Origin of the sequence: Nesterenkonia sedimenti, from assembly GCF_012641515.1 — a bacterium.
Lineage (GTDB): Bacteria > Actinomycetota > Actinomycetes > Actinomycetales > Micrococcaceae > Nesterenkonia > Nesterenkonia sedimenti.
In genome coordinates this window covers 355,686-376,120 of the sequence record NZ_JABAHY010000001.1, presented here as the reverse complement: position 1 = coordinate 376,120, position 20,435 = coordinate 355,686, and the positions used below count along the sequence as shown (strand labels likewise).

19 protein-coding genes and 1 tRNA gene are annotated in these 20,435 nt (G+C 63.1%); 14 read left to right on the top strand and 6 right to left on the bottom strand.

Annotated features, from left to right (window positions below; all coding sequences use genetic code 11):
- The first annotated feature begins 10 nt into the window (after positions 1 to 10).
- From mptB to ettA, 4 genes are read left to right on the top strand one after another with little or no spacing between them, the layout of a single operon-like run.
- A complete protein-coding gene (gene mptB, locus HGQ17_RS01820) occupies positions 11 to 1,681 on the top strand; it encodes a polyprenol phosphomannose-dependent alpha 1,6 mannosyltransferase MptB (RefSeq protein ID WP_168886247.1) in 1,671 nt (556 codons plus the stop codon).
- A complete protein-coding gene (locus HGQ17_RS01815) occupies positions 1,678 to 3,165 on the top strand; it encodes a DUF2079 domain-containing protein (RefSeq protein ID WP_324615141.1) in 1,488 nt (495 codons plus the stop codon). The genes mptB and HGQ17_RS01815 overlap by 4 nt, the downstream gene beginning before the upstream one ends.
- A gap of 11 nt (positions 3,166 to 3,176) precedes the next feature.
- Positions 3,177 to 4,187 carry an acyltransferase family protein gene (locus HGQ17_RS01810; protein ID WP_168886246.1) on the top strand — a complete coding sequence of 337 codons (1,011 nt, stop codon included), beginning with the start codon at positions 3,177 to 3,179 and terminating at the stop codon, positions 4,185 to 4,187.
- Positions 4,188 to 4,196: 9 nt separating this feature from the next.
- Positions 4,197 to 5,879, top strand: coding sequence for an energy-dependent translational throttle protein EttA (gene ettA / locus HGQ17_RS01805; RefSeq protein ID WP_168886245.1), 1,683 nt, complete (start codon positions 4,197 to 4,199; stop codon positions 5,877 to 5,879).
- A 12-nt stretch (positions 5,880 to 5,891) separates the two neighbouring features.
- Here ettA and HGQ17_RS01800 read toward each other — a convergent pair whose 3' ends face one another.
- Positions 5,892 to 6,380: a single-stranded DNA-binding protein gene (locus HGQ17_RS01800; RefSeq protein ID WP_168886244.1), complete on the bottom strand. Its 489-nt coding sequence runs from the start codon at positions 6,378 to 6,380 to the stop codon at positions 5,892 to 5,894.
- A 189-nt stretch (positions 6,381 to 6,569) separates the two neighbouring features.
- Positions 6,570 to 7,235, bottom strand: a complete 666-nt coding sequence (locus HGQ17_RS01795) for a hypothetical protein (RefSeq protein WP_168886243.1) — start codon at positions 7,233 to 7,235, stop codon at positions 6,570 to 6,572.
- A gap of 12 nt (positions 7,236 to 7,247) precedes the next feature.
- Here HGQ17_RS01795 and HGQ17_RS01790 point away from each other — a divergent pair, with 12 nt between their 5' ends.
- The gene (locus HGQ17_RS01790) at positions 7,248 to 8,258 is read left to right on the top strand and encodes an acyl-CoA thioesterase (RefSeq protein ID WP_211090329.1); all 1,011 of its coding nucleotides are present in this window, start codon (positions 7,248 to 7,250) and stop codon (positions 8,256 to 8,258) included.
- Here HGQ17_RS01790 and HGQ17_RS01785 read toward each other — a convergent pair.
- From HGQ17_RS01785 to HGQ17_RS01775, 3 genes are all read right to left on the bottom strand, one after another.
- Complete coding sequence (locus tag HGQ17_RS01785) at positions 8,229 to 9,485, bottom strand: glycosyltransferase (protein ID WP_168886241.1); 1,257 nt, start codon at positions 9,483 to 9,485, stop codon at positions 8,229 to 8,231. The genes HGQ17_RS01790 and HGQ17_RS01785 overlap by 30 nt on opposite strands.
- A gap of 1 nt (position 9,486) precedes the next feature.
- Positions 9,487 to 9,559, bottom strand: a tRNA-Arg gene (locus tag HGQ17_RS01780).
- A 37-nt stretch (positions 9,560 to 9,596) separates the two neighbouring features.
- Positions 9,597 to 9,971, bottom strand: coding sequence for a globin (locus tag HGQ17_RS01775; RefSeq protein ID WP_324615162.1), 375 nt, complete (start codon positions 9,969 to 9,971; stop codon positions 9,597 to 9,599).
- Between the two features lie 300 nt (positions 9,972 to 10,271).
- Between HGQ17_RS01775 and HGQ17_RS01770 the strand changes: the two genes are divergently transcribed.
- Complete coding sequence (locus HGQ17_RS01770; RefSeq protein ID WP_168886239.1) at positions 10,272 to 10,745, top strand: ribose-5-phosphate isomerase; 474 nt, start codon at positions 10,272 to 10,274, stop codon at positions 10,743 to 10,745.
- A gap of 3 nt (positions 10,746 to 10,748) precedes the next feature.
- On the top strand, positions 10,749 to 11,672 hold the full coding sequence (locus HGQ17_RS01765) for an Fpg/Nei family DNA glycosylase (protein WP_168886238.1): 924 nt from the start codon (positions 10,749 to 10,751) through the stop codon (positions 11,670 to 11,672).
- Here HGQ17_RS01765 and HGQ17_RS01760 read toward each other — a convergent pair.
- On the bottom strand, positions 11,621 to 12,889 hold the full coding sequence (locus HGQ17_RS01760; protein ID WP_168886237.1) for a PucR family transcriptional regulator: 1,269 nt from the start codon (positions 12,887 to 12,889) through the stop codon (positions 11,621 to 11,623). The two genes, HGQ17_RS01765 and HGQ17_RS01760, sit on opposite strands and share 52 nt — an antisense overlap.
- Positions 12,890 to 13,011: 122 nt before the next feature.
- On the opposite strand from HGQ17_RS01760, the gene HGQ17_RS01755 reads away from it, so the two are divergent.
- The 7 genes from HGQ17_RS01755 to HGQ17_RS01725 are packed head-to-tail and all read left to right on the top strand — an operon-like array spanning position 13,012 to position 20,430.
- A complete protein-coding gene (locus HGQ17_RS01755) occupies positions 13,012 to 14,220 on the top strand; it encodes an acyl-CoA dehydrogenase family protein (RefSeq protein WP_168886236.1) in 1,209 nt (402 codons plus the stop codon).
- Positions 14,221 to 14,265: 45 nt separating this feature from the next.
- Entirely contained in the window at positions 14,266 to 15,024 is a 759-nt protein-coding gene (locus HGQ17_RS01750; protein WP_168886235.1) for an SDR family oxidoreductase, read from the top strand.
- Positions 15,025 to 15,043: 19 nt separating this feature from the next.
- Positions 15,044 to 15,511: a MaoC family dehydratase gene (locus HGQ17_RS01745; RefSeq protein WP_168886234.1), complete on the top strand. Its 468-nt coding sequence runs from the start codon at positions 15,044 to 15,046 to the stop codon at positions 15,509 to 15,511.
- Positions 15,508 to 17,055: a long-chain-fatty-acid--CoA ligase gene (locus tag HGQ17_RS01740; protein WP_168886233.1), complete on the top strand. Its 1,548-nt coding sequence runs from the start codon at positions 15,508 to 15,510 to the stop codon at positions 17,053 to 17,055. Before HGQ17_RS01745 ends, HGQ17_RS01740 begins: the two co-directional genes overlap by 4 nt.
- A 4-nt stretch (positions 17,056 to 17,059) precedes the next feature.
- On the top strand, positions 17,060 to 17,584 hold the full coding sequence (locus HGQ17_RS01735) for a TRAP transporter small permease (protein WP_168886232.1): 525 nt from the start codon (positions 17,060 to 17,062) through the stop codon (positions 17,582 to 17,584).
- Positions 17,581 to 19,107, top strand: coding sequence for a TRAP transporter large permease (locus tag HGQ17_RS01730; RefSeq protein ID WP_229503209.1), 1,527 nt, complete (start codon positions 17,581 to 17,583; stop codon positions 19,105 to 19,107). The genes HGQ17_RS01735 and HGQ17_RS01730 overlap by 4 nt, the downstream gene beginning before the upstream one ends.
- 39 nt (positions 19,108 to 19,146) lie before the next feature.
- Entirely contained in the window at positions 19,147 to 20,430 is a 1,284-nt protein-coding gene (locus HGQ17_RS01725) for a type 2 periplasmic-binding domain-containing protein (protein WP_168886231.1), read from the top strand.
- Positions 20,431 to 20,435 lie beyond the last annotated feature (5 nt).

Below are 20,435 nucleotides of genomic sequence, written 5' to 3'. Positions count from 1 at the left end.
ATTTCTACAGGTGCCCAGAACCCCAGCAGCTGAGACTCAGCAGCGCCTCACCCTGACCAGTCCCGGGGTGCCCTTTGCCCTGGCCTGGGGACTGGTGGGGTCGCTGCTGGTGCTCATCGGCTCCTTCGGTGTCGGCTGGCTGGCCGGGGCTTCCAGTATTAACCGCTGGGACCTGGTCCGGCCACTGCGGACCGAGGACTGGGGCGTCAACGTCTCAACGGTCGCCCTGACCCTGGGCTGCTGGGTGATGTTCCATGCCTGGCTGCTGCTGGGCCGCGCCCTACGTGAGGCTGACCGGAAGTCCTGGCTTCCGGGCTCTCTGCGGGTGGTCAATATCTCCACCGCAGTGTGGTCGATCCCGCATCTGATCTGTGTGCCGATCTTCTCCCGGGATGTCTACGCCTATGTGAACCAGGGCCGATTGGTGCTCACCGGCCGGGATCCTTACCAGGAGGGGGTCTCTCAGCTGGACAACTGGTTCCATTTCGGCACCGACCCCATGTGGGCCCAGTCCGAGACCCCCTATGGCCCCATGTTCCTGTGGATCGAAGCCGCAGGAATGTGGGTGACCGACCACCATGTCGATGCCGCGGTGCTGCTGTTCCGGCTGGCCTGTGTAGCCGGTGTGATCCTGCTGATGGCCTATCTGCCGAAGCTGGCGGCTCATTACGGAGTCCACGGGGGGCGAGCCCAATGGCTGACCTGCGCGAACCCCCTGTTCATCATCAGCTTCATCTCCTCGGCACATAACGATGCACTGATGATGGGCTTCGCGGTGGCAGGTATCTACTATGCGGCCAAAGGCAGGGGAGTGCTGGCTACTGTCCTGATCACTGTCTCGATCGGGATGAAGATCATCTCCATGGTGCTGCTGCCGTTCATCGCACTGCTCTGGGCTGCAGCCAAGACGCAGGGGGAGACCGACTGGCTGACGAAATTCAAATACTGGTTCTACACTGCCGGGATCTCCGGGGCACTGCTCTTGGTGGTCGGCTGGATCAACGGCTACGGCTTCGGCTGGCTGATGGTGCTGGCCGGAACTGGAGACACCGGTAAATCCTTCTGGTCTCCGATGGGAATCATCGACGACGCGGTGAGCAATACCTTGGCCGCCTTCGGCCAGGACACCGACTGGACCCTGGACACCATCCGGGTCATCGGACGGCTGGTCAGTGTCGTCATCGTTCTGGTGCTGATGTTCATCGGCCGCGATAAACACGTCATGCACCGGATGACCTGGGCATTCACCGCCCTGGTTGTGCTCTCACCGATTATTCACCCCTGGTACCTGCTGTGGCTGCTGCCACTGTTCGCCGCCATCGGGATTCGCAATGACTGGCAGACCAAATGGGTCATCTTCACCGTCGGTTTCTTCATCTGCTACGGAGCCCAGGATCAGCTCTCCATCTGGAGCTTCCTGAACCTGGACCAGGAGATGATCCAGCTGTCAGTGACCACCTCGGTGATCTGCATGATCCTCATCGGTCTGCTGCCCGGGACTCACTGGGTCTGGACCAAGGGCTGGTTCCAATCACCGATCAGGTTTCGGATCCCCGGCACCACGAAGGTCTACGCCCTGGAGACTTTCCACCGGCTCCGGCTAAGAGCCGAACCGCGGGCAACAGTCGACTCAGCCGCGCAGGAGTCTGAGCCCAAGACCGCTGAGGAGCTGCACAAGTGAGTCAGCGCATCCCGGCCAAGCACTGGCTGAGCCTCTGCGCCGTTTTGGCCGGGGCAGCTGCCCTGTACTTGGCCCATTCTCTGCTGCGGTTCCGGAACTTTGAAGCCCGTGGGTACGACCTGGGGATCTTCGATCAGGCAGTACGCCAGTACGCACAATTCGACGCTCCGATCGTGCCGATCAAGGGTGAGGGTTTCCACCTCCTGGGTGACCATTTCCACCCCATCATCGCCCTGCTGGCCCCGCTGTACTGGATTTGGGACGACCCCAGAGTGCTCAACCTGGCGATGATCGTCCTGCTCGTCTCCGCGGCGGTGCCGGTGTACCTGCTGGTTCGTGACTGGTTCAGCCACCGGGTGGGGATCCTCGCCGCAGCCGCGATGCTGCTGTGGTGGCCCTTCCAGGCCTTCATCGACTGGGACTTCCATGAGATCGCCTTCGGCGTCCCGATCATCGGCTGGGTGATCTGGGCCATCCACCACCAGCGTCCATGGCTGGCGGTCATCCTCTCCTCAGTGCTGCTGCTGGTCCGCGAGGATATGGGCGCGACCCTGATGGCCATCGCCGTGGTGCTGGCCATCAGGCGACATTGGCTGCCGGCGGCTGTGCTGGCCATCGCCGGTCTGGTCGGACTGTGGATCGCCCTGGGCGTGGTGATCCCGCATTTCGCAGCCGATGGAGAATTCTCCTACTGGGACTACACCGCCCTGGGCCCCAGCGCCTCGGCCGCTGCAGTATTCCTGCTGACCCAGCCGTGGAATGCTCTTCCGGTGCTGGTGGACCACTATCTGAAGATCGCATTGCTCACCGCGCATTTCCTGCCGCTGTGGCTATTGCCGCTGGCGTCGCCCTATGTGCTCATCGGCATGCCGATCCTGCTCTCGAGGCTGTTCAACGACCGGCTGACTGTCTGGGGCCTGGTCTATCACTACGATGCCATCCTGGCAGTGATATTCATCCTGGCCGCCTTCGACACCCTGCGCCGCATCCGGAGTCGATTCTCTGCCAAGGCAGCTGATGAATACCGGCCGGCTTTGATCCTGCCGGCGGGGCTGATCATTCTCAGCCTCATCGGGGGAGTAGCCATGCAGTTCGCTGCCCCCCGTGAGCACCACATCTTCCCTCTGCACTTCACCTATACCGGACAGACGTGGTCCGCACCGGACCGTGCGGCTGCTCACCAGAGGGCAGTGGATGAAATCCCCGACGGCGCCTGTGTTGAGGCTGCGGACACCGCCGCCCCGCACCTGACCACCCGCACCCATGTGGGCTTGGCCGGGGCACTCGATGATGAGAAGGTCAACTGGCTGATCATTGATAGTTGGGAAGACGAACTCGGCGGCAATGATCCGCTGACCCCTGAGGAAGCATTCGACCGCGCCGAGGAACTCGGCTTCGAAACTGTCACCGCAGACGACCACGGGCTCTGGGTAATGCACCGCGACATCCCCAATCACCGTGTGTGTACTGATTACTTGGAGTAACCTTGTCCGACGTGAAACCCCAGACCGCACCCGCACAGACGGCTGCCCGAATGCAGTGGATGGATTTTCTCCGGGGCATCGCCGTGCTCCTGGTGGTCATCCTGCACGCCAACAGTCAGATCATCGCCGGAGCCTCCGTGGAATGGTGGTCCGATGTCAACCGCCACCTCACGCCTTTCCGGATGCCGCTTCTGATGTTTATGTCCGGCATGCTGCTGCACCGCTCACTGGCCAAGCCGCTGCCGCTGTACATCTGGGGCAAAGTCGCCGCAATCCTGTGGCCGCTGCTGGTATGGATGTTCATCTACGGATTCCTCATCAATGGAGGCGTGGGTGTCCCCAATGATCTGCTGGGACTGCTGGTCACCGGAGACTACCTCTGGTTCCTCATGGCACTGCTGCTGTGCTACTCGGCTGCAATGATCTTCAAGCCCCTGATGGCATATATCCCACATGGTTACAGCTGGGGGTTCCTCGGACTCTTCCTGGCGATGATCACCACCTATGTCAGTACCGATGCCGTCCACGGGGGCCTGTTGGGCAGTACCTTCTGGTACGGGGCGTTCTTCTTCCTCGGGGCCTGGGCAGGGCGACTCATCCAACGTTGGGTGAGAACGCATTGGCTGCTGATGCTGCCACTGCTGCTGCTCACCGCCTATCTGGCGCATATGGGCTACGACGACCGAAGCCTCAGGGTCGGCAGCTTTGCTGCCGCCGGTATCTCGGTACTCGGCATCGCAGTGCTGCTCTGGCTGGCCCCCAGGCTGCCCCGCGGGGGCCTGGTGCGTTTCATCGAATGGTGCGGCCGCAGCTCCATCGTGGTCTATGTGGCCCATTTCCCGGTGATCATCGCGCTACGAGATAACGTCTTCCGGCACACCGACCTCGAGACGGGGCTTCAGGTGGTGCTGATGACCACGATCACTATGTTGATCACGGTGTTGTTCGTCTGGCTGCGGCCCTGGACACCCTGGCTGTACGTCATCCCCGGCCAGGCCCGCGTAGCCCAGAAACTTCGATAGGCTCTTGGTATGCCTGAATTCGTTTACCAGATGGAGTCCGCCCGTAAGAAGGTCGGCGACAAGGTCATCCTCGATGACGTGAGCATGTCCTTCTTCCCCGGAGCCAAGATCGGTGTGGTCGGCCCCAATGGAGCCGGTAAGTCCACAATCCTGAAGATCATGGCCGGTCTCGACGAGCCCTCCAACGGCTCGGCCCGGCTCTCACCCGGCTACTCAGTGGGCATCCTGCAGCAGGAACCGCCCCTGAACGAGGAGAAGACGGTCCTGGGCAATGTCCAGGAGGGTGTGGGGGAGATATACCAGAAGCTGGTCCGGTACAACGAGATCAGTGATGAGATGGCCAACCCCGATGCCGACTTCGATGCCCTGATGGAAGAGATGGGCACCCTGCAGTCGGATATCGACGCCGCCAACGCCTGGGATCTCGACTCCCAGCTGGAACAGGCCATGGATGCCATGCGTTGCCCACCCGGCGACGAACCGGTCACGCACCTCTCCGGTGGTGAGCGCCGTCGTGTGGCCCTGTGCAAGCTGCTGCTGTCCAAGCCTGACCTCCTGCTGCTCGATGAGCCCACCAACCACCTCGACGCGGAGTCCGTGCTGTGGCTCGAGCAGCACCTGGCCTCCTATGAGGGTGCAGTCCTGGCCGTGACTCACGACCGATACTTCCTCGACCATGTGGCCGAGTGGATCTGTGAGGTCGACCGCGGACGGCTCTACCCCTACGAGGGCAACTACTCCACCTACCTCGAGAAGAAGCGCTCCCGGATGGAGATCCAGGGCAAGAAGGACCAAAAACTGGCCAAGCGCCTGGCCGAGGAGCTGGAATGGGTCCGCTCCAACACCAAGGGCCGTCAGTCGAAGTCCAAGGCCCGTCTGGCCCGCTATGAGGAGATGGCTGCTGAGGCCGAGCGCACCAAGAAGCTCGACCTCGAAGAGATCCAGATCCCACCGGGTCCTCGCCTGGGCACCCAGGTCATCGAGGCCGAGAACCTGCAGAAGGGCTTCGGCGACCGGACCTTGATCGACGGGCTGAGCTTCTCGCTGCCGCGTAACGGCATCGTCGGTGTGATCGGTCCCAATGGTGTGGGTAAATCCACCCTGTTCAAGACCATCGTGGGCCTCGAGGAGCTCGACGGAGGGGATCTCACAGTCGGTGAATCCGTCAAGATCTCCTATGTCGACCAGAACCGCGAGAACATCGACCCCGAGAAGAGCCTCTGGGAGGTCGTCTCTGACGGTCTGGACTTCATCCACGTTGGTGCCGTGGAGATGTCCTCACGAGCCTATGTCTCCGCCTTCGGGTTCAAGGGCCCCGATCAGCAGAAGAAGGCCGGGGTGCTCTCCGGTGGTGAGCGCAACCGCCTGAACCTCGCCCTGACCCTGAAACAGGGTGGAAACCTGCTGCTGCTCGATGAGCCCACCAACGACCTCGACGTCGAGACCCTCGGCTCCCTGGAGAACGCCCTGCTGGAGTTCCCCGGCTGTGCCGTGGTCATCTCCCACGACCGGTGGTTCCTGGACCGAGTGGCCACCCATATCCTTGCCTGGGAGGGCACTGAGGAGAATCCGGCCAACTGGTACTGGTTCGAGGGCAACTTCGAGTCTTACGAGAAGAACAAGGTGGAACGTCTCGGCCCGGAGGCAGCACGCCCCAGCCGGGTCACCCACCGCCGCCTCACCCGAGGCTGAGACCGACTCCGCTCAAGCAGCCTGCGGCCGGGAGATCTCTGGTTCACCATTCCAGGGATCTGCCGGCCCCTGCTGTTGCTGCTCATCGGTGGAATCCTCGGCGCTGCCTTCGACCGGCTCCTGGGCCGAGGCTGAGGTACTGGGACTGACCTTCTCAAAACTGGTATGCCCAAAACTGAGATCATGAGCGACTACCTGAGCATTGATCTCGAAATCCCAGCGCTGCCGGCCCTCCTGATCAGTCCAGGGCTTCATCCGTGGCCTTCCGGCGACCACTACCGGTTCGCCCTTGCGGATCGATTCGGTGACATTCTCAGCCAAGCGGCCGAAGCAGGCCACGGTGAACCAATTGGTCTCTCCCGAGACCCAGTCGCCGGTCTGAGGATTACGCCACCGAGGGGTGGAGCCCAGGCGAAAAGTCGCGACGTTGTTTCCAGTGTTGGCAGCCTTGAACTCGGGATCCGTACCGGCGAATCCCCGAACTGTCATCGTGTCAGTCATGGCCGGACACTCCTTGATCCACAGCCTCGATCATCAGGGCAGGCGGTGGCGGGCCGTGGTCAGCGCAACCCCTGCGCCCTCTCGAGTCTGGCTGCGGTCAGGACAGTCCGGCAGTCCTACGTCGTCATATGTGGAGGCAGCGGAGTGTCACCGTCACCTTGGGTCGCTGTGGGGAAAACAAGCCCCTGCTTACACTCGGCGGGCAAGAATGAAGCCCCCGGCAGAGCTCAGCCGCACCCACCTGCCCAGGGTATGAACTGTGCTGGTCGCTGTCTCATCATCACTGAGGAAACCCAGGGAATAGGCACCGAAGGCTGCACCGGCAGGAATCCCCGCAATGTTCAGTGCCGGGAGGCTCTCCTGAAGGTCTGCGCCCCAGATCCGTTCACGGACCTGCTCCACCACGTGGGCGCCGGCGGTCTCAGGTACCACGCGGGCGACCTCAGAGATCCCCGATTCTGCGGCCTGCCGCAGCTGAGCATCCCGAATGGTCCCGGCAGGTTCCCAGCCCGAGCGTGGGGGAGTCACCGCCGCCCAAGGCGCATTGATCTGGCTCGGGGGCAGCGGAAACTGTACATCCACGGGGTTCATCCGGGCCAGACGCTCCGCCACGGCCCCCAATTCGACTGTGAGATCCGCCTCAGATGGCTCAGCCAGTGCCATCGTGCGCAGACCCAGTACCGCGGGGATGCGTGAGGTCAGGGTCGAAGGTGTCATCACGGGCAACCAGGCGGCCAGGACAGTGCCCACGGCCTGAAGCCTGATGCCCTGCTCATTGATCTTCCGGCCCCGTTTGACGAAGGTGTTGAGGTCTTGAAGGGCTGCGGCCTCGGCGAAATGCAGGTGTTGGGTCATAGGATGAACAGTATGGCAGAACGCGCGTACCGAGTGCCCACACCAGAGCAGTCCGTCGAGCAGCTGGTGGGAATGCTCGACCTCGAAGCTCTTCCAGCAGGGGACACCACAGAGGACCGATTCCTGGCCCCGGTCTTCGAACAGGCCTTCTGGCGTGTCTTCGGCGGCCAGGTGCTGGCCCAGGCCACCACTGCGGCCATGCAGACTGTGGATCCCTCACGCCCGGTGCATTCGGTCCACGGATACTTCCTGCGCCCCGGCGATGCGACCAAACCCATCGAACTGCGGGTGGAACGCCTCCGCGACGGGGGATCCTTCTCTGCCCGGCGGTCTCAGGCCTACCAGGACGGCAAGCCGATTCTGTCCATGATCGCGAGCTTCCAGGAGCCGGCAGCCGGTCCGAACCATCAGCATATGCCCACCTCTGCGGTCCCCGACCCCGAGGAGCTGGCCTCCCCACAGGAGTTGGTCGGCCATGTGGACCACCCGGTGATGCAGGAATGGGGACGCGGCCGTCCCTTCGAAATCCGGCATATCGACCGTCCGCTCTACCTCGAGCCCGACCGGGACCGCCGCCCGACCTCAGCAGTCTGGCTGCGCACCAAGGCACCTCTGCCGGATGACCCCAATATCCATCGGGCTGCCATCCTCTACGCCTCCGACTACACGCTCCTGGAACCGGTGCTGCGCCAGCACGGCCAGTACTGGGCCCGGCCCGGGCTCAAAGTCGCCTCCCTGGACCACGCCTTCTGGTGGCACCGCCATGCCCGTGCCGATGAATGGCTGCTCTACATTCAGGACAGCCCCAGTGCACAGAACTCCCGCGGGCTGGGCACCGGTTCCATCTACACCCGGGAGGGCCAGCTGGTGGCCACAGTCGCCCAGGAGGGTATGATTCGGACACCACAGGGGCTCAAACCGAAGATCAAGGAATCGGTGCAGAAACGCAGAATCGGCTCCAAGGTCCAGCGGGAGCTGAACCAGAAGTACAACTCAGCCTGGCGTTCCCGCTACCTGGGCTAACTGGTAGGCATCCAGGGCCTGCCCGGCGGTGGCGTCCCAGGAGTACTTCCGGGCGCAGCGGGCCGCCTCGGCACTATAGGCCTGCCACTGCTCCCAGTCGCCGACCAACTGCTGCAGGGCCTGTCCCCACAGCTCAGGCTCCAGGGAGTCGATGAGCATCCCGGTGGCCCCGTGGTCCACCAGCTCAGCCAGTCCACCGACGTTATGGGCCAACACAGGTGTCCCACAGGCCTTAGCCTCCAGTGCCACCAACCCGAAGGACTCACTGTAGGAGGGCACCAAAACCGCATCCGAGTCGCGGAACAGCTCCGCCAGCTCAGGATGCGGCAGCGGATCGGAATAGACGACGACGTCGTCGACCCCCTCCTGTTCAGCCAGGGCGGGGATATCGATAGCATCCGGCCCCGACTGGCGGCCCGCAACGGTCAGCTGCACCGGAACATGGGGCATCAGCCGGCGGAACTCGGCGATCGCCCCCACGGCAACCTGGGGGCCCTTATGCAGCTGAAGGCGGCCGGCGAAGGTCAGTTTCAGGGGCCGGAGATCCGGGGGAGTGCAGCGGGGATCATCCCCGACCGGCGGGTGGAAGACCTCAAGATCGGTGCCCGGATGGACCATGGCGATCCGCTCTGGCCCCACGCCGAAGATCCGCTGCAGATCCGCGGACTCCCGGATCGTATTGGCGGTCAGCGCTGCGGCCGATGCAGCGATCTGCTGCTCGGCCTCATGACGGCGGGGGTCCTCCACCGCATGGGGATCACGCTCTTCTTTGACTGCGCCGATGGTGTGCATCGTATGCACCAGACGGGCGCCGAGCTGCTCGGCCACCCCCATAGCGGCAAGGCCAGAGATCCAGTAATGCGAATGCACCACCGCCACCGGGGCGGAATCCGCCCGGCGCAGACTCTCCAGGGCCCGAGCCCCGAGATCGTGCAGACATTCGATGAGCCGGGACTTGTCCTCCCGGCAGCTGCGGCAGACTTTGAGCACATGGACCCGCAGGCCGGTGTCCTCGAAGATATGGAGCTTATCGGTATCGGCTTCCCCCGGTTCCGGCAGAGACCAGTCCAGATCCGTGGTGACGATGTCCACGGTATGACCGCGTGCCAAGAGGGCATGGGCCAGGGCGTTGACATAGACGTTGAGACCACCGGCGTCGCCGGTTCCTGCCTGGGCCAAGGGTGAGGTGTGCAGGGACAGCATCACCACACGGTGCGGATGTGACACGCGCCCGAGGAGGGATTCGAACCCCCGACCGGCGGATTAGAAGGCCGCTGCTCTATCCCCTGAGCTACTCGGGCATGGGCCATAGCGACCCGGCAGAACAGTCTACCGGTCTCAGCTGTTGACCATGGAATGGGCTGCTCGCTCGAGGTAGTCCCAGAGTTCAGCCTCATGCATTGCCGAGAGTTCGGCGGCCTCGGCTGCCCTGCGCATATACCGCAGCCAGGTGTCCCGGGCGGCGGCATCGACACGGAAAGGCATATGCCGCATCCGTAGCCGGGGGTGACCGCGCTGGGCCTGGTAGCGGCGGGGTCCGCCCCAGTACTGCTCCAGGAACATCAGCAGACGCTCCTTGGCGGGTTCGAGATCCTCCTCCGGGTACATCGCCCGGAACTCAGGATCCTCAGCCACCTGATCGTAGAAGACATCAACGATCTTCTTAAACGTCTCATGGCCGCCCACCTGGGCATAGAAACTGTGCGGATTCACCTCATCAGGGTTCTCATCCTGGGGCACAGGACGGCCATCCGGCCCGGGCATGAAGCCGAGATCCTTCGGCCGTGGCGGACCCGGCTGATGGGGCACCGCAGGCCCGTCCTCGGAGCCGGGGCGGCCGGTCACATTCGACGGCGGCTTCCCGGCTGGTTTCACAGTGGCAATAGGCGCACCGAGGCGGCGGGAGAACTCGGGCAGCTGGGGTGAGGCGGCGTCGTCGCGGTCTTTATCCATTACCTGGGAAACGATACCGTCCCGCTGAGTGTTCCCGACAGATGCGATTAGGATTGAGGTATGCGTGTCCACATTGCCACTGATCATGCCGGTATGGAACTCTCAGCCCACCTCGTGACCCATCTGCGGTCCACCGGATACGAGGTCATCGACCATGGGCCCCAGGAATACGATGCCCAGGATGACTACCCCGGTTTCTGCCTGCATGCCGCCGAGGCAGTGGCCAAGGACTGGCAGGATGACGTCGAAGCGCTGGGGATCGTCCTGGGCGGCTCCGGCAACGGAGAGCAGATCGCGGCCAATAAGGTCAGGGGCATTCGGGCAGCACTGGCTTGGAACCTGGAGACCGCCCGGCTGGCCCGGGAACACAACAACGCCAATGTGGTGGGCCTCGGCGGGCGTCAGCACAGTGTGGAGGAGGCCACTGAGATCGTGGAAGCCTTCCTGACTGCCCAGTGGAGTGGCGAGGAGCGGCATGCCCGCCGGATCGGGAAGATCAGCCACTACGAGACAACTGGCGAAATCCTCGACTGAGGCATGCCTGAGGGGCATACACTCCACCGGCTCGCCGCCCAGCTGGAGGAGAACTTCATCGGTCGCCCGTGGCGGGTCAGCTCGCCACAGGGGCGCTTCGAAGCCGGGGCAAAACGCCTGACCGACAGGGTGCCCGAACGCGCCCAGGCTTGGGGGAAACAGCTCTTCGTCCACCTCGGGCCCGATATCTGGCAGGTACACCTCGGCCTCTACGGGGCCTTCAGCTTCCGTGGTGACAGCAGCTTCACCGCACCGGCAACCCTCGGTGCACCCCGGGTGGCAGCCGAGGAGTTCACCCCCAGCTACGCCGAGGACGACTGGATCATTCCGCAGCCGGCTACCGGGGCTGTACGTGCCCGAATTCATGTGCACAATGGGTGGGCGGATCTGCGTGGACCGGCCAGGTGCGCAGTGCTGAACCCCATGCAGTATGAGGCGATCATCGCCAGACTGGGCCCCGACCCCCTGCAGCAGCCGGTAGGTGAGACCGACACCAGGCTGCTCGAACAATTCCGCAGCAATCTCGCCCGCCGCCGGATCAGCATCGGGGCGGCCCTGATGGACCAGGCAGTGATCGCCGGAGTGGGCAATATCTACCGGGCTGAGTCCCTCTTCGAGGAGGGAGTCAGCCCCGATACCCCGGCCAATGAGCTCCGCGGGGCGGCGGTGACCGCCCTCTGGGAGCGACTCACCGAGCAGCTGCGCACCGGCTTCGCCGAAGGCATCATCCGGACTCTTCGTCCTGAGGCGCCGGAGCTGGGAGCCCGTGGCGGTGACCTGCGACTGCGCCGACACTGGGTCTACCAGCATCAGGGAACCCCCTGCCTGCGCTGTGGGGCGACAATCGCAGAGCGGGAGCTGCAGGGCCGCAGACTCTACTGGTGTCCCGGCTGCCAGCCCCTACCCGCAGCCACGGCGAGATCATAGGCGATCACCGCCAGCTGCAGCAGCAGGCGGTCTCGGGGCTTCTGCATATCACAGCCGGTGAGCTCGGTCAGCTGGCGGCTGCGGTAGATCACCGTGTTGCGGTGGCAGAACAGTTCCTCTGCCGCATAGGTGGGGGAGCCGTCATGGCGCAGCAGCGCTTGAAGAGTCTGCAGCAGGGTGCTGCGCTGATGCACCGGCAGACTGAGGACCGGACCCAGCACCTGGTCCATAATCATGGTGCCCAGCTCGGGGCTGGACTCCAACAGCAGTTCGGGCAGCCGCGCCGAGGCCCAGACCAGACGGGGCTCACCGGGGGGAAGGGTAGCAGCTGCCCGCCCGGCCAGACGGAAGGCCGAGGCTGTGCCGGCGATTCCCTCCCGCGCCACGGAGAGTCCTACCCGACCACGCACCGCCGGGTGCAGGGCGTCACTGAGCCGCTCCTCATCCAACCCCTGGAAGCTGATGATCCCGTAGAAGGCGTCGTCGCGCATACCCCATCGAGAGGTGCCGCCCAGGCGTTCGATCCGGTCCTCGGGGTGGTGCAGGGGGTCGTTGTAGGTGTCCTCAACAATGGCCACCACACACACCACAGGTGTCTCCGGGTGCAGGCCCAGAATCTCTTCGGATCGGGCGGCGAACTCTGGCAGGGCACCGCGGCCCTCCAGGAGGCCCGCGAGATAGTTCTCCTGGCGGCGTCGGTCCTGGACCTCCAGCCGTGCCATCTCCCGGCGATAGGCCTCACTGACCAACTTCGACTGGATCTCCAGCTCATGCCAGAGACTGCGGCCCACGGCCACCAGCTGCTCGGCAGGCAGGGTGATCCGTCCGTTGCGCACCCGGGTCGCCAGTTCCTCCCAGACCAACAGGTTCCCTGAGGTATAGGCAGAGAGCACAGCCTCCAGCGGTACGCCCTGACGGGCCCGCTCGATACCGGTGGCCCGCAGGACCTCGGCCATCGAGGCAGCCCGGCGCTGCTGGTCTGTGCCCTCGGCAAGTCGGGAGAGGCCCCGGCGGATATGTTCACGCATGCTCCGGCGCAGCAGTGCTTGCAGTTCCGCGGTGGACCAACTGGCACCGGCATCCCGATCCAGAGTCACCCTGGTGATCTCATCAGCGATCTCATCAGACTGCTCCAGCATCTGGCGCCAGGCCTGACGCAACAGGGCCTCGGGGTCCTGATCGACCTGTGCAGACTCTGCTGACGTGCTCCGATTCATGTGACTACGATCTCATGCTTCGGCTCTGGCGCCAGTGCACAAGAGGGTTTGTGCACTGCGCCCATTGAATGAATGTGACCTGGCACACATGCTTGATGGCGGAGTTGAAAGGAGATTCAAGTATGACCGAAACCCCGACCCGCAATGGCGTACTCAGTGACCACGACATCTATCTGCTCGACGACCGCCTCACCGAGGAGGAACTGGCCATTCAGGCCAAAGTGCGGCAGTTCGTCGATAATGACCTCAAGCCTGTGATCAACGGTTACTGGGAGCGGGCGGAGTTTCCGCACGAACTGGTTCCCAAGATCGCCGAACTCAATGTTGCCGGAACAGTGATGGAGGGCTACGGCTGCCCCGGGATGAGCCGGATGGCAGGAGCCCTGGTCTCCGTGGAACTCGCACGTGGCGATGGTTCCTTCAACACATTCTTCGGCGTCCACTCCGGCCTCGCGATGGGATCGATCAACGTTATGGGCTCCGAGGAGCAGAAGCAGCGGTGGCTGCCTGCCATGGCGCGGTTGGAGCGTATCGGGGCCTTCGCACTGACCGAACCGCTGCACGGCTCCGATTCCGTGGCACTGGAGACCAGCGCACGCCGGGAGGGTGACACCTGGATCCTCAATGGGCATAAGCGCTGGATCGGCAATGCCTCATATGCCCATGTTGTGATCATCTATGCCCGTGATGAGGCAGATGGTCAGGTCAAGGCCTTCGTTCTGGAGCGTGAACCTGATCAGGAGTTCCGCGACGGCTTCCGGCCTACGGTCATCGAGGGCAAGATCGGCAAACGCGCGATCCTGCAGTCCGATATTCTCATCGAGAATCTGCAGATCCCTGAGGCTGACCGACTGGCCCACTGCGATTCCTTCAAGGACGTCAATAAGGTCCTGACCGCAACCCGTGGGGGAGTCGCCTTCGAATCTCTGGGCCATGCCATCGGGGCCTATGAGGCTGCCGTACGCTACGCCGGCGAGCGCGTCCAGTTCGGCAAGACCATCGGCAGCTACCAGCTGGTGCAGAACAACCTCGCGAATATGCTCGCCGAGGTCACTTCGATCAAACAGATGTGCTACCGCCTGGTGGACCTCCAGGATCAGGGCCACCTCACCGCCCCAATGGCTTCGATGGCCAAACTCTCGGCGGCGAAGAAGGCCAAATGGGTTGTCTCCACTGCACGCGACATCCTCGGCGGCAACGGGCTGCTGCTGGAGAACGACATCGGCCGCCACCTCACCGATATGGAAGTCGTCTACACCTACGAGGGCACCGACTCCATGCAGTCGTTGATCGTCGGACGCTCCATCACCGGCGTCTCAGCCTTCGTCTGATCCCCGATCTGAACTTCCAATCTGAGCCCAGGAGCAGCTACAGCAATGCCCACTAACCAACGCACAGCAATCGTCACCGGGGCAGCCCGCGGCATCGGTGCCGCCCTGGCCCAGAGGCTCGCCGCGGAGGAATATGCGGTGGCCGCCGTGGACCTCAGCGCCGAAGCCTGTGAGGAGACCGTCAGCTCCATCACCGACGCAGGCGGGACAGCCCAGGCCTATGCGGCGGATGTGGCCGATGAGGGTTCGGTGACCCAACTGGTCGAGACCATCACCTCAGACTTTGGTGCCCCAACCGTACTGATCAACAACGCAGGGGTCCTGCGGGACAACCTCCTGTTCAAAATGAGCACCGATGACTGGGACACAGTTATGAACGTGCACCTCCGTGGGCACTTCCTGATGTCCCGGGCAGTCCAAGGTCATATGCGAGATGCCGGCTTCGGCAGGATCGTCAACATCTCCTCAACCTCTGCCCTGGGCAATAGGGGACAGGCCAACTACGCCTCAGCCAAGGCCGGAATCCAGGGCTTCACCAAAACCCTGGCCATCGAACTCGGCAAGTACGGCACCACGGTCAACGCCATCGCCCCGGGGCTTATCGAAACGGCGATGACCAAAGCCACCGCAGAGCGGATGGGCATCCCCTACGAAACCTTCGTGGAGAAGGCCGCCGAGCAGATTCCGGTGGCCCGAACCGGAAAGCCCGAGGATATCGCCGCTGCGGCCGCCTTCTTCATCCGAGAGGACGCCGGCTTCGTCAACGGCCAGGTTCTCTACGTAGCCGGCGGCCCCCGCACCTAACCCCTTTGAGGAGAGACTTATGAAGACATTTTCCGGACTGCAGGAATTCTCCGAAGCCCTGGGCACTCACCTGGGGTACAGCGACTGGCGCACCATCACACAGGAACAGGTCGATCTCTTCGCCGATGCGACTGACGACCACCAGTGGATCCATACCGATACCGAACAGGCCCACTCTGGGCCCTTCGGTGGACCCATCGCCCACGGCTACCTCACTCTCTCACTGATCCCAGCCTTCATGCGGGAGATATACCAGATCGAGGGACTGGCCATGGGGATCAACTACGGCTCCGATAAGGTCCGCTTCCCCGGCCTGGTGCCGGTGGGCAGCAGGGTCCGCGCCGGTGCGAAGCTCACCGCCTTCGACCAGACACCGCAGGGGGCCCGGACCGTCCTGGAGATCACCGTGGAAGTCGAAGGAGCCGAGAAACCGGCCTGCGTGGCAGAGATCCTCTCCCTGCTGCGTCCCCGGGAGGAGGGGAAATGACCTTCAACGTCTCGCTCATGCTGCGTGAAACCGCAGCCGACCACCCTGAGAAGCCCTGTGTGGTCCTGGGCAAGCGCAGCTGGAGCTACGAGCAGGTGGACCAGGCAGCAGACCTCGTGGCTGCCAATCTACGCCGGCTGGGTCTGCAGCCGGGGGCGAAGATCGGGGTGCAGCTGCCGAACCTCCCACAGTTCCTCTTCGCCTACTTCGGGATGGTCCGAGCCGGATACGTCATGGTTCCGCTGAACCCACTGCTCTCAGCACGAGAGGTGGGCTTCATGCTCAAGCACTCCGACTGCCAACTGCTGATCACCACAGATGCAGTGGCCACTGAGGCCGTCCAGGCTGCGGCTGAAGTCGGGGATGTACCGGTCTATGTAGTGGAGACCGGCACCGCCGGACGCCCCGAGGGAACTGAGGACTTCAACGCCCTGCTCGCCCCGCAACCAGCCGGGGATATGGCCGCCACCGAGGCCGATGACACTGCCATCATCGTCTTCACCAGTGGTACCACCGGAACCCCGAAGGGCGCAGAACTGACCCACTTCGGTATCTATATGAACTCCACTGTGGCCACCGAGAGGATCGGCCTGGAACCAGAGCACACCACTCTGGCCATGCTGCCGTTCTTCCACGTCTACGGCCTCACCAGCGTGCTCAACGTCTCGGTGCACAACGGGGTCACCATGATCCTGTTGCCGCAGTTCGATCCAGTGGCAGCCATGGACCTCATCGAGGAACACCAGGTGGTGCGGTTCTCCGCGGTGCCCTCGATGCTGATCTCCATGATCGACGCCGGCACCACCGGGCGTGATCTCTCCAGCGTGGAGAAAGTCACCTCGGGCGGATCAGCCCTGCCCGGAGAGACGCTTCGGCGCTTCGAATCAGCTTTCAGCTCCGCCACCATCCTGGAGGGCTATGGCCTCTCAGAATCCACCAGTTCCGTGGCCGTGAACATCTCCGCCGAAGAGCGCAAGATCCTCTCCATCGGTAAACCACTCTGGGGCACCGAATGTCGGGTCATCGGCGAACAGGGTCAGATCCTGCCCCCGGGCAAGGACAATGTCGGAGAGCTGACCTTCCGCGGGCCCAGCATTATGAAGGGCTACTACAGCAACCCCGAAGCCACCGCGGAGACCCTGCGAGAAGGCTGGCTCTACACCGGAGATATGGGCTACGTCGACGAGGACGGCTACCTCTTTGTGGTCGACCGGAAGAAGGAACTGATCATCCGCAACGGCTATAACGTCTTCCCACGGGAGGTCGAAGAGGTCATCGCGACCCATCCCGATGTGGTTGAAGTCGCCGTCGTGGGCAAACCCCATCCACAGTACGGACAGGAAATTGTGGCGGTGGTCAGTATCAGCGAGGGCTCGACGGCCACCGACGAAGCGATCAAGGACCACGCCAAGGAATCGCTGGCCGCTTATAAGTACCCACGCGAAGTGCATATCCTCGGCGAGCTGCCCAAGACTGCCACCGGCAAGATCCGGAAGAAGGACCTCGCTCAGGACTTCGCAGCCCAGACAGTGCCACAGGGATAGGGTCATGGTGCACAAACTGAGAAAGACCGCGGTTTCAGCGCTGTCGGTGGCTGCGGCCATCGCGCTGATCGCGATGATGAGTCATATTGTGCTCAATGCGCTGCTTCGATTCGGCTTCAGCGCGCCGATTCTGGGCACCCATGAGCTGGTCGAATACTGGTATCTGCCGTTCCTGGCCCTGGCCGGTATTCCGGCTGCCCAGCTCAACCGTGAACAGATTGTGGTCAATCTGCTGACCGAAAGGATGGCCGAGGGGACGGCAAGAGTCTTCGCCATCATCACCCTGACCCTGGCTATGGTCTTCTCCCTGATGCTGACCTGGTTCGGTCTCCAGGCCGCCCTGCACCAGGCCTCCATCGGAGCAACCGGAGGAGTTATCAGCATCACCGTCTGGCCGGCCTACTTCTTCGTCCCGGTGATGTTCCTCTTCCTGAGCGTACTGCTCCTCGGGGACCTCGTGGGACTGGTGCGCAAGCGCAGCGAGAGGACCACAGACGCAGGCACCCCAGACACAGGCAGGACGCCATGACACAAGAAGTGACAAAGCCACAGACCAGCGCAGAGCTCAGCAGTGCTATGGGGGCCCCATATACCCCGCTGGGCAATACCAACCAGAAGGCCAAGACCGGCTGGGTCAGCATCGGCATCGGGCTCGGTCTGATCGGCCTCTGCCTCCTGGGGTTGTTCACCAGCGGAACTGTGGGCGTCGCCGGGCTCTGGACGGTCGGAATGATGCTGACCCTGATGTTTCTGGGTCTTCCGGTGGCCGTCGCCCTGGCCCTGCCCAGTGTGGTGGGCATCTACGCGATCTCCGGAAGCCAGGCAGCATCCAATGTGCTCTCCACCGCTCCCTATAACTCGGTCTCCAGCTGGTCGATGAGCGTGCTGCCCATGTTCATCTTCATGGCCATGCTGCTGACCCACTCCGGACTGGTGGAGAAACTCTATGGTGCGGCCTACCAATGGTTCAGCTGGCTGCCCGGAGGCATCGGCGTAGGCACCACCGCGGCCGGAGCCGGACTGGCTTCAGTCTCCGGTTCCACTATCGGCATGACCTACGCCCTGGGCAAGGCCGGTATCCCCGAGATGCTCAAAGTCGGTTACGACAGGCGGATTGCTGTGGGCACTGTGGTCATCGCGGGCCTGCCCGGAGCTCTGATCCCACCCAGCATCCTGCTGGTGATCTACGCCAGTATCGCCAGCGTGCCGGTGGGCCCCCAGCTGGCCGCAGGCGCTGTTCCCGGAATCCTGATTGCCGTGCTCTTCGCGGTCTTCCTGGTGACCCTGGGCTTCATCATTCCCCGGTTCTTCGGCCGAGGAAGCGAAGCAGCAGTCCAGGCCACCACACCGACGGTGAACTGGACCAGTCGGATGAAGGCGCTGCGGGGTATCTGGGGCGTACCGCTGATTCTTATCGTGCTCTTCGGCGGTATGTTCTCCGGTTTCTTCACACCCACCGAAGCTGGTGCCGCCGGCGCCCTGGTTGCCCTGCTGCTGACCCTGTGGCTGCGTCGAAAAGAGTCTCCGATGCAGCATGTGGCCAAAGCCGCGGTGGCAACGATCAGTTCTACAGCAGCCATCTTCTTCGTCCTGGTCGGTGCCGAGATGCTCACCCGAGTGCTGGCCCTGACTGGACTGGCCACAATGCTCACCGAGTTCATCACCGACCTCGGCCTGTCCCGAGTGACCTTCCTGCTGGCACTGATCCCTGTGTACATCGTGCTGGGCATGTTCTTCGACACGCTCTCGATGCTGCTGCTGACCGTGCCGATCCTGCTGCCGACCCTGCAGGCCATGGATGTCAACCCCCTGTGGTTCGGTGTCTTCGTGGTCCTGCTGGGTGAGCTGGGCATGATCACCCCGCCAGTGGGCATCATCTCCTACATCATCTACAACATCGCGAAATCCCCTGAAGTGAATCAGGGGCAGCGGATCAGCCTCGGGGACGTCTTCATGTCACTGGTCTGGTTCCTCCCGGTGGCGGTGCTGTTCCTGGTGCTGATGGTGTTCTTCCCGGGCATGGTCGAATGGCTGCCCTCTTTATTGTCCTGACCCAATTCACTCACCAACCCGTCATCGATTGAGGAAACCATGAAAAACACGAAGTCTGATCACACTCGCCTCACGACATTCGGTCTGCGCTTCACCGCAGTCGGGGCAGTCCTAGCCCTGACCGCATGCGGCGGCAGCGTGGGCGGCGGGGGAGAGGACCGCGGCGAAGGTTATGAATACGGGGCATCGGAGGAGGAGATCCACGCCCTGGTCGAAGACCTCGACCCCATCACCATCACCTTCCAGCCCAGCGGCGCCTCCCCGGAGGCCCCCTCCGCACCGGGGGGCCTCGTAGTCAAAGAAGCCATCGAGGAACGCTCCAATGGGAAGATCACCGTGGATCTCGCCTGGGGGCATTCTGTGGCAGGCTATGACGAGGTCCATGACGCACTGGCCGACGGTCGGGTGGACCTCTCCCACACCCTGCCTTCGTACCACCCGGATGAATTCCCCGCGGTGGACGCCTTCAACGACATGCTGAACTTCCCGTCCTCGCCCTGGTCCGGGGAACTGGCGGCCAATGCCGCCGCAGTCAGCGTCGGCTTCGACACCCCCGAAGTGATGGCCGACTTCGAGGACAAAGGGCTCATCCCCCTGGCACCAACATTCCTCGGCGGCGGTTACTACGTCATCTGCAGCGGAGACGTCCCCGTTGAGCTGGAGGATTGGCAGGGACTGCAGGTCCGGGTCGGGGCAAGTGCTCAGGCAGATGTAGTCAGCGAACTCGGAGCCAGCCCCGTCTCCCTGGACCGCACCGAGGTGTATGAGGGCCTCCAGCGGGGCACCGTGGACTGCGCCATCTCCCAGCTGACCGATGTCGCAAGCTTCGGTCTTGCCGAGGTGGCCCCCAATATCGGCTACCTCACTGAAGCCGGACTGCCCCGAGTGATCAGCTCCCTCGTGGCCAGCCCCTCCATTGAGGAGCTCCCACTGGTGTATCAGCAGATCATCCACGACGCCGCCGGAGACTACTACCACGGCGCCATCCGTGGCTCCATCGACGTCGGCGTCCCAGTGGTCGAACAGGTTCAAGAACTCGACGGAAGCTTCCAGGAGCTCTCCTCTGAGGTGCAGGCGGCCATCGCCGAGAGCAACACCAACCGCGCTGACCGGACCGCCGAAGAGTCGATGCTCGACCCCGAAGTCTACGAGCAGCTGAACTCTGCCTATGAGGAATGGGCTGATGATGTCGAAGAGATGGGATACGTCGACGGCGGAACTATCGAGGATATGCATCAGTGGCATGAAGGCGAGGACATCGACTACTCCAGCGTCGTCGAGGCCTACTTCCTCTCCACTGCACAGGCCAACCGGCCGGAGTAGCAAAT

What these genes read in the sequence shown, in the direction of transcription:
- HGQ17_RS01790 (WP_211090329.1), top strand. Translation starts at nt 7,248, where the DNA reads ATGGCAGAACGCGCGTACCGAGTGCCCACACCAGAGCAGTCCGTCGAG.
- HGQ17_RS01745 (WP_168886234.1), top strand. Translation starts at nt 15,044, where the DNA reads ATGAAGACATTTTCCGGACTGCAGGAATTCTCCGAAGCCCTGGGCACT.
- HGQ17_RS01725 (WP_168886231.1), top strand. Translation starts at nt 19,147, where the DNA reads ATGAAAAACACGAAGTCTGATCACACTCGCCTCACGACATTCGGTCTG.
- HGQ17_RS01770 (WP_168886239.1), top strand. Translation starts at nt 10,272, where the DNA reads ATGCGTGTCCACATTGCCACTGATCATGCCGGTATGGAACTCTCAGCC.
- HGQ17_RS01760 (WP_168886237.1), bottom strand. Translation starts at nt 12,889, where the DNA reads ATGAATCGGAGCACGTCAGCAGAGTCTGCACAGGTCGATCAGGACCCC.
- HGQ17_RS01795 (WP_168886243.1), bottom strand. Translation starts at nt 7,235, where the DNA reads ATGACCCAACACCTGCATTTCGCCGAGGCCGCAGCCCTTCAAGACCTC.
- HGQ17_RS01735 (WP_168886232.1), top strand. Translation starts at nt 17,060, where the DNA reads ATGGTGCACAAACTGAGAAAGACCGCGGTTTCAGCGCTGTCGGTGGCT.
- HGQ17_RS01800 (WP_168886244.1), bottom strand. Translation starts at nt 6,380, where the DNA reads ATGACTGACACGATGACAGTTCGGGGATTCGCCGGTACGGATCCCGAG.
- HGQ17_RS01750 (WP_168886235.1), top strand. Translation starts at nt 14,266, where the DNA reads ATGCCCACTAACCAACGCACAGCAATCGTCACCGGGGCAGCCCGCGGC.
- ettA (WP_168886245.1), top strand. Translation starts at nt 4,197, where the DNA reads ATGCCTGAATTCGTTTACCAGATGGAGTCCGCCCGTAAGAAGGTCGGC.
- HGQ17_RS01740 (WP_168886233.1), top strand. Translation starts at nt 15,508, where the DNA reads ATGACCTTCAACGTCTCGCTCATGCTGCGTGAAACCGCAGCCGACCAC.
- HGQ17_RS01730 (WP_229503209.1), top strand. Translation starts at nt 17,581, where the DNA reads ATGACACAAGAAGTGACAAAGCCACAGACCAGCGCAGAGCTCAGCAGT.
- HGQ17_RS01755 (WP_168886236.1), top strand. Translation starts at nt 13,012, where the DNA reads ATGACCGAAACCCCGACCCGCAATGGCGTACTCAGTGACCACGACATC.
- HGQ17_RS01765 (WP_168886238.1), top strand. Translation starts at nt 10,749, where the DNA reads ATGCCTGAGGGGCATACACTCCACCGGCTCGCCGCCCAGCTGGAGGAG.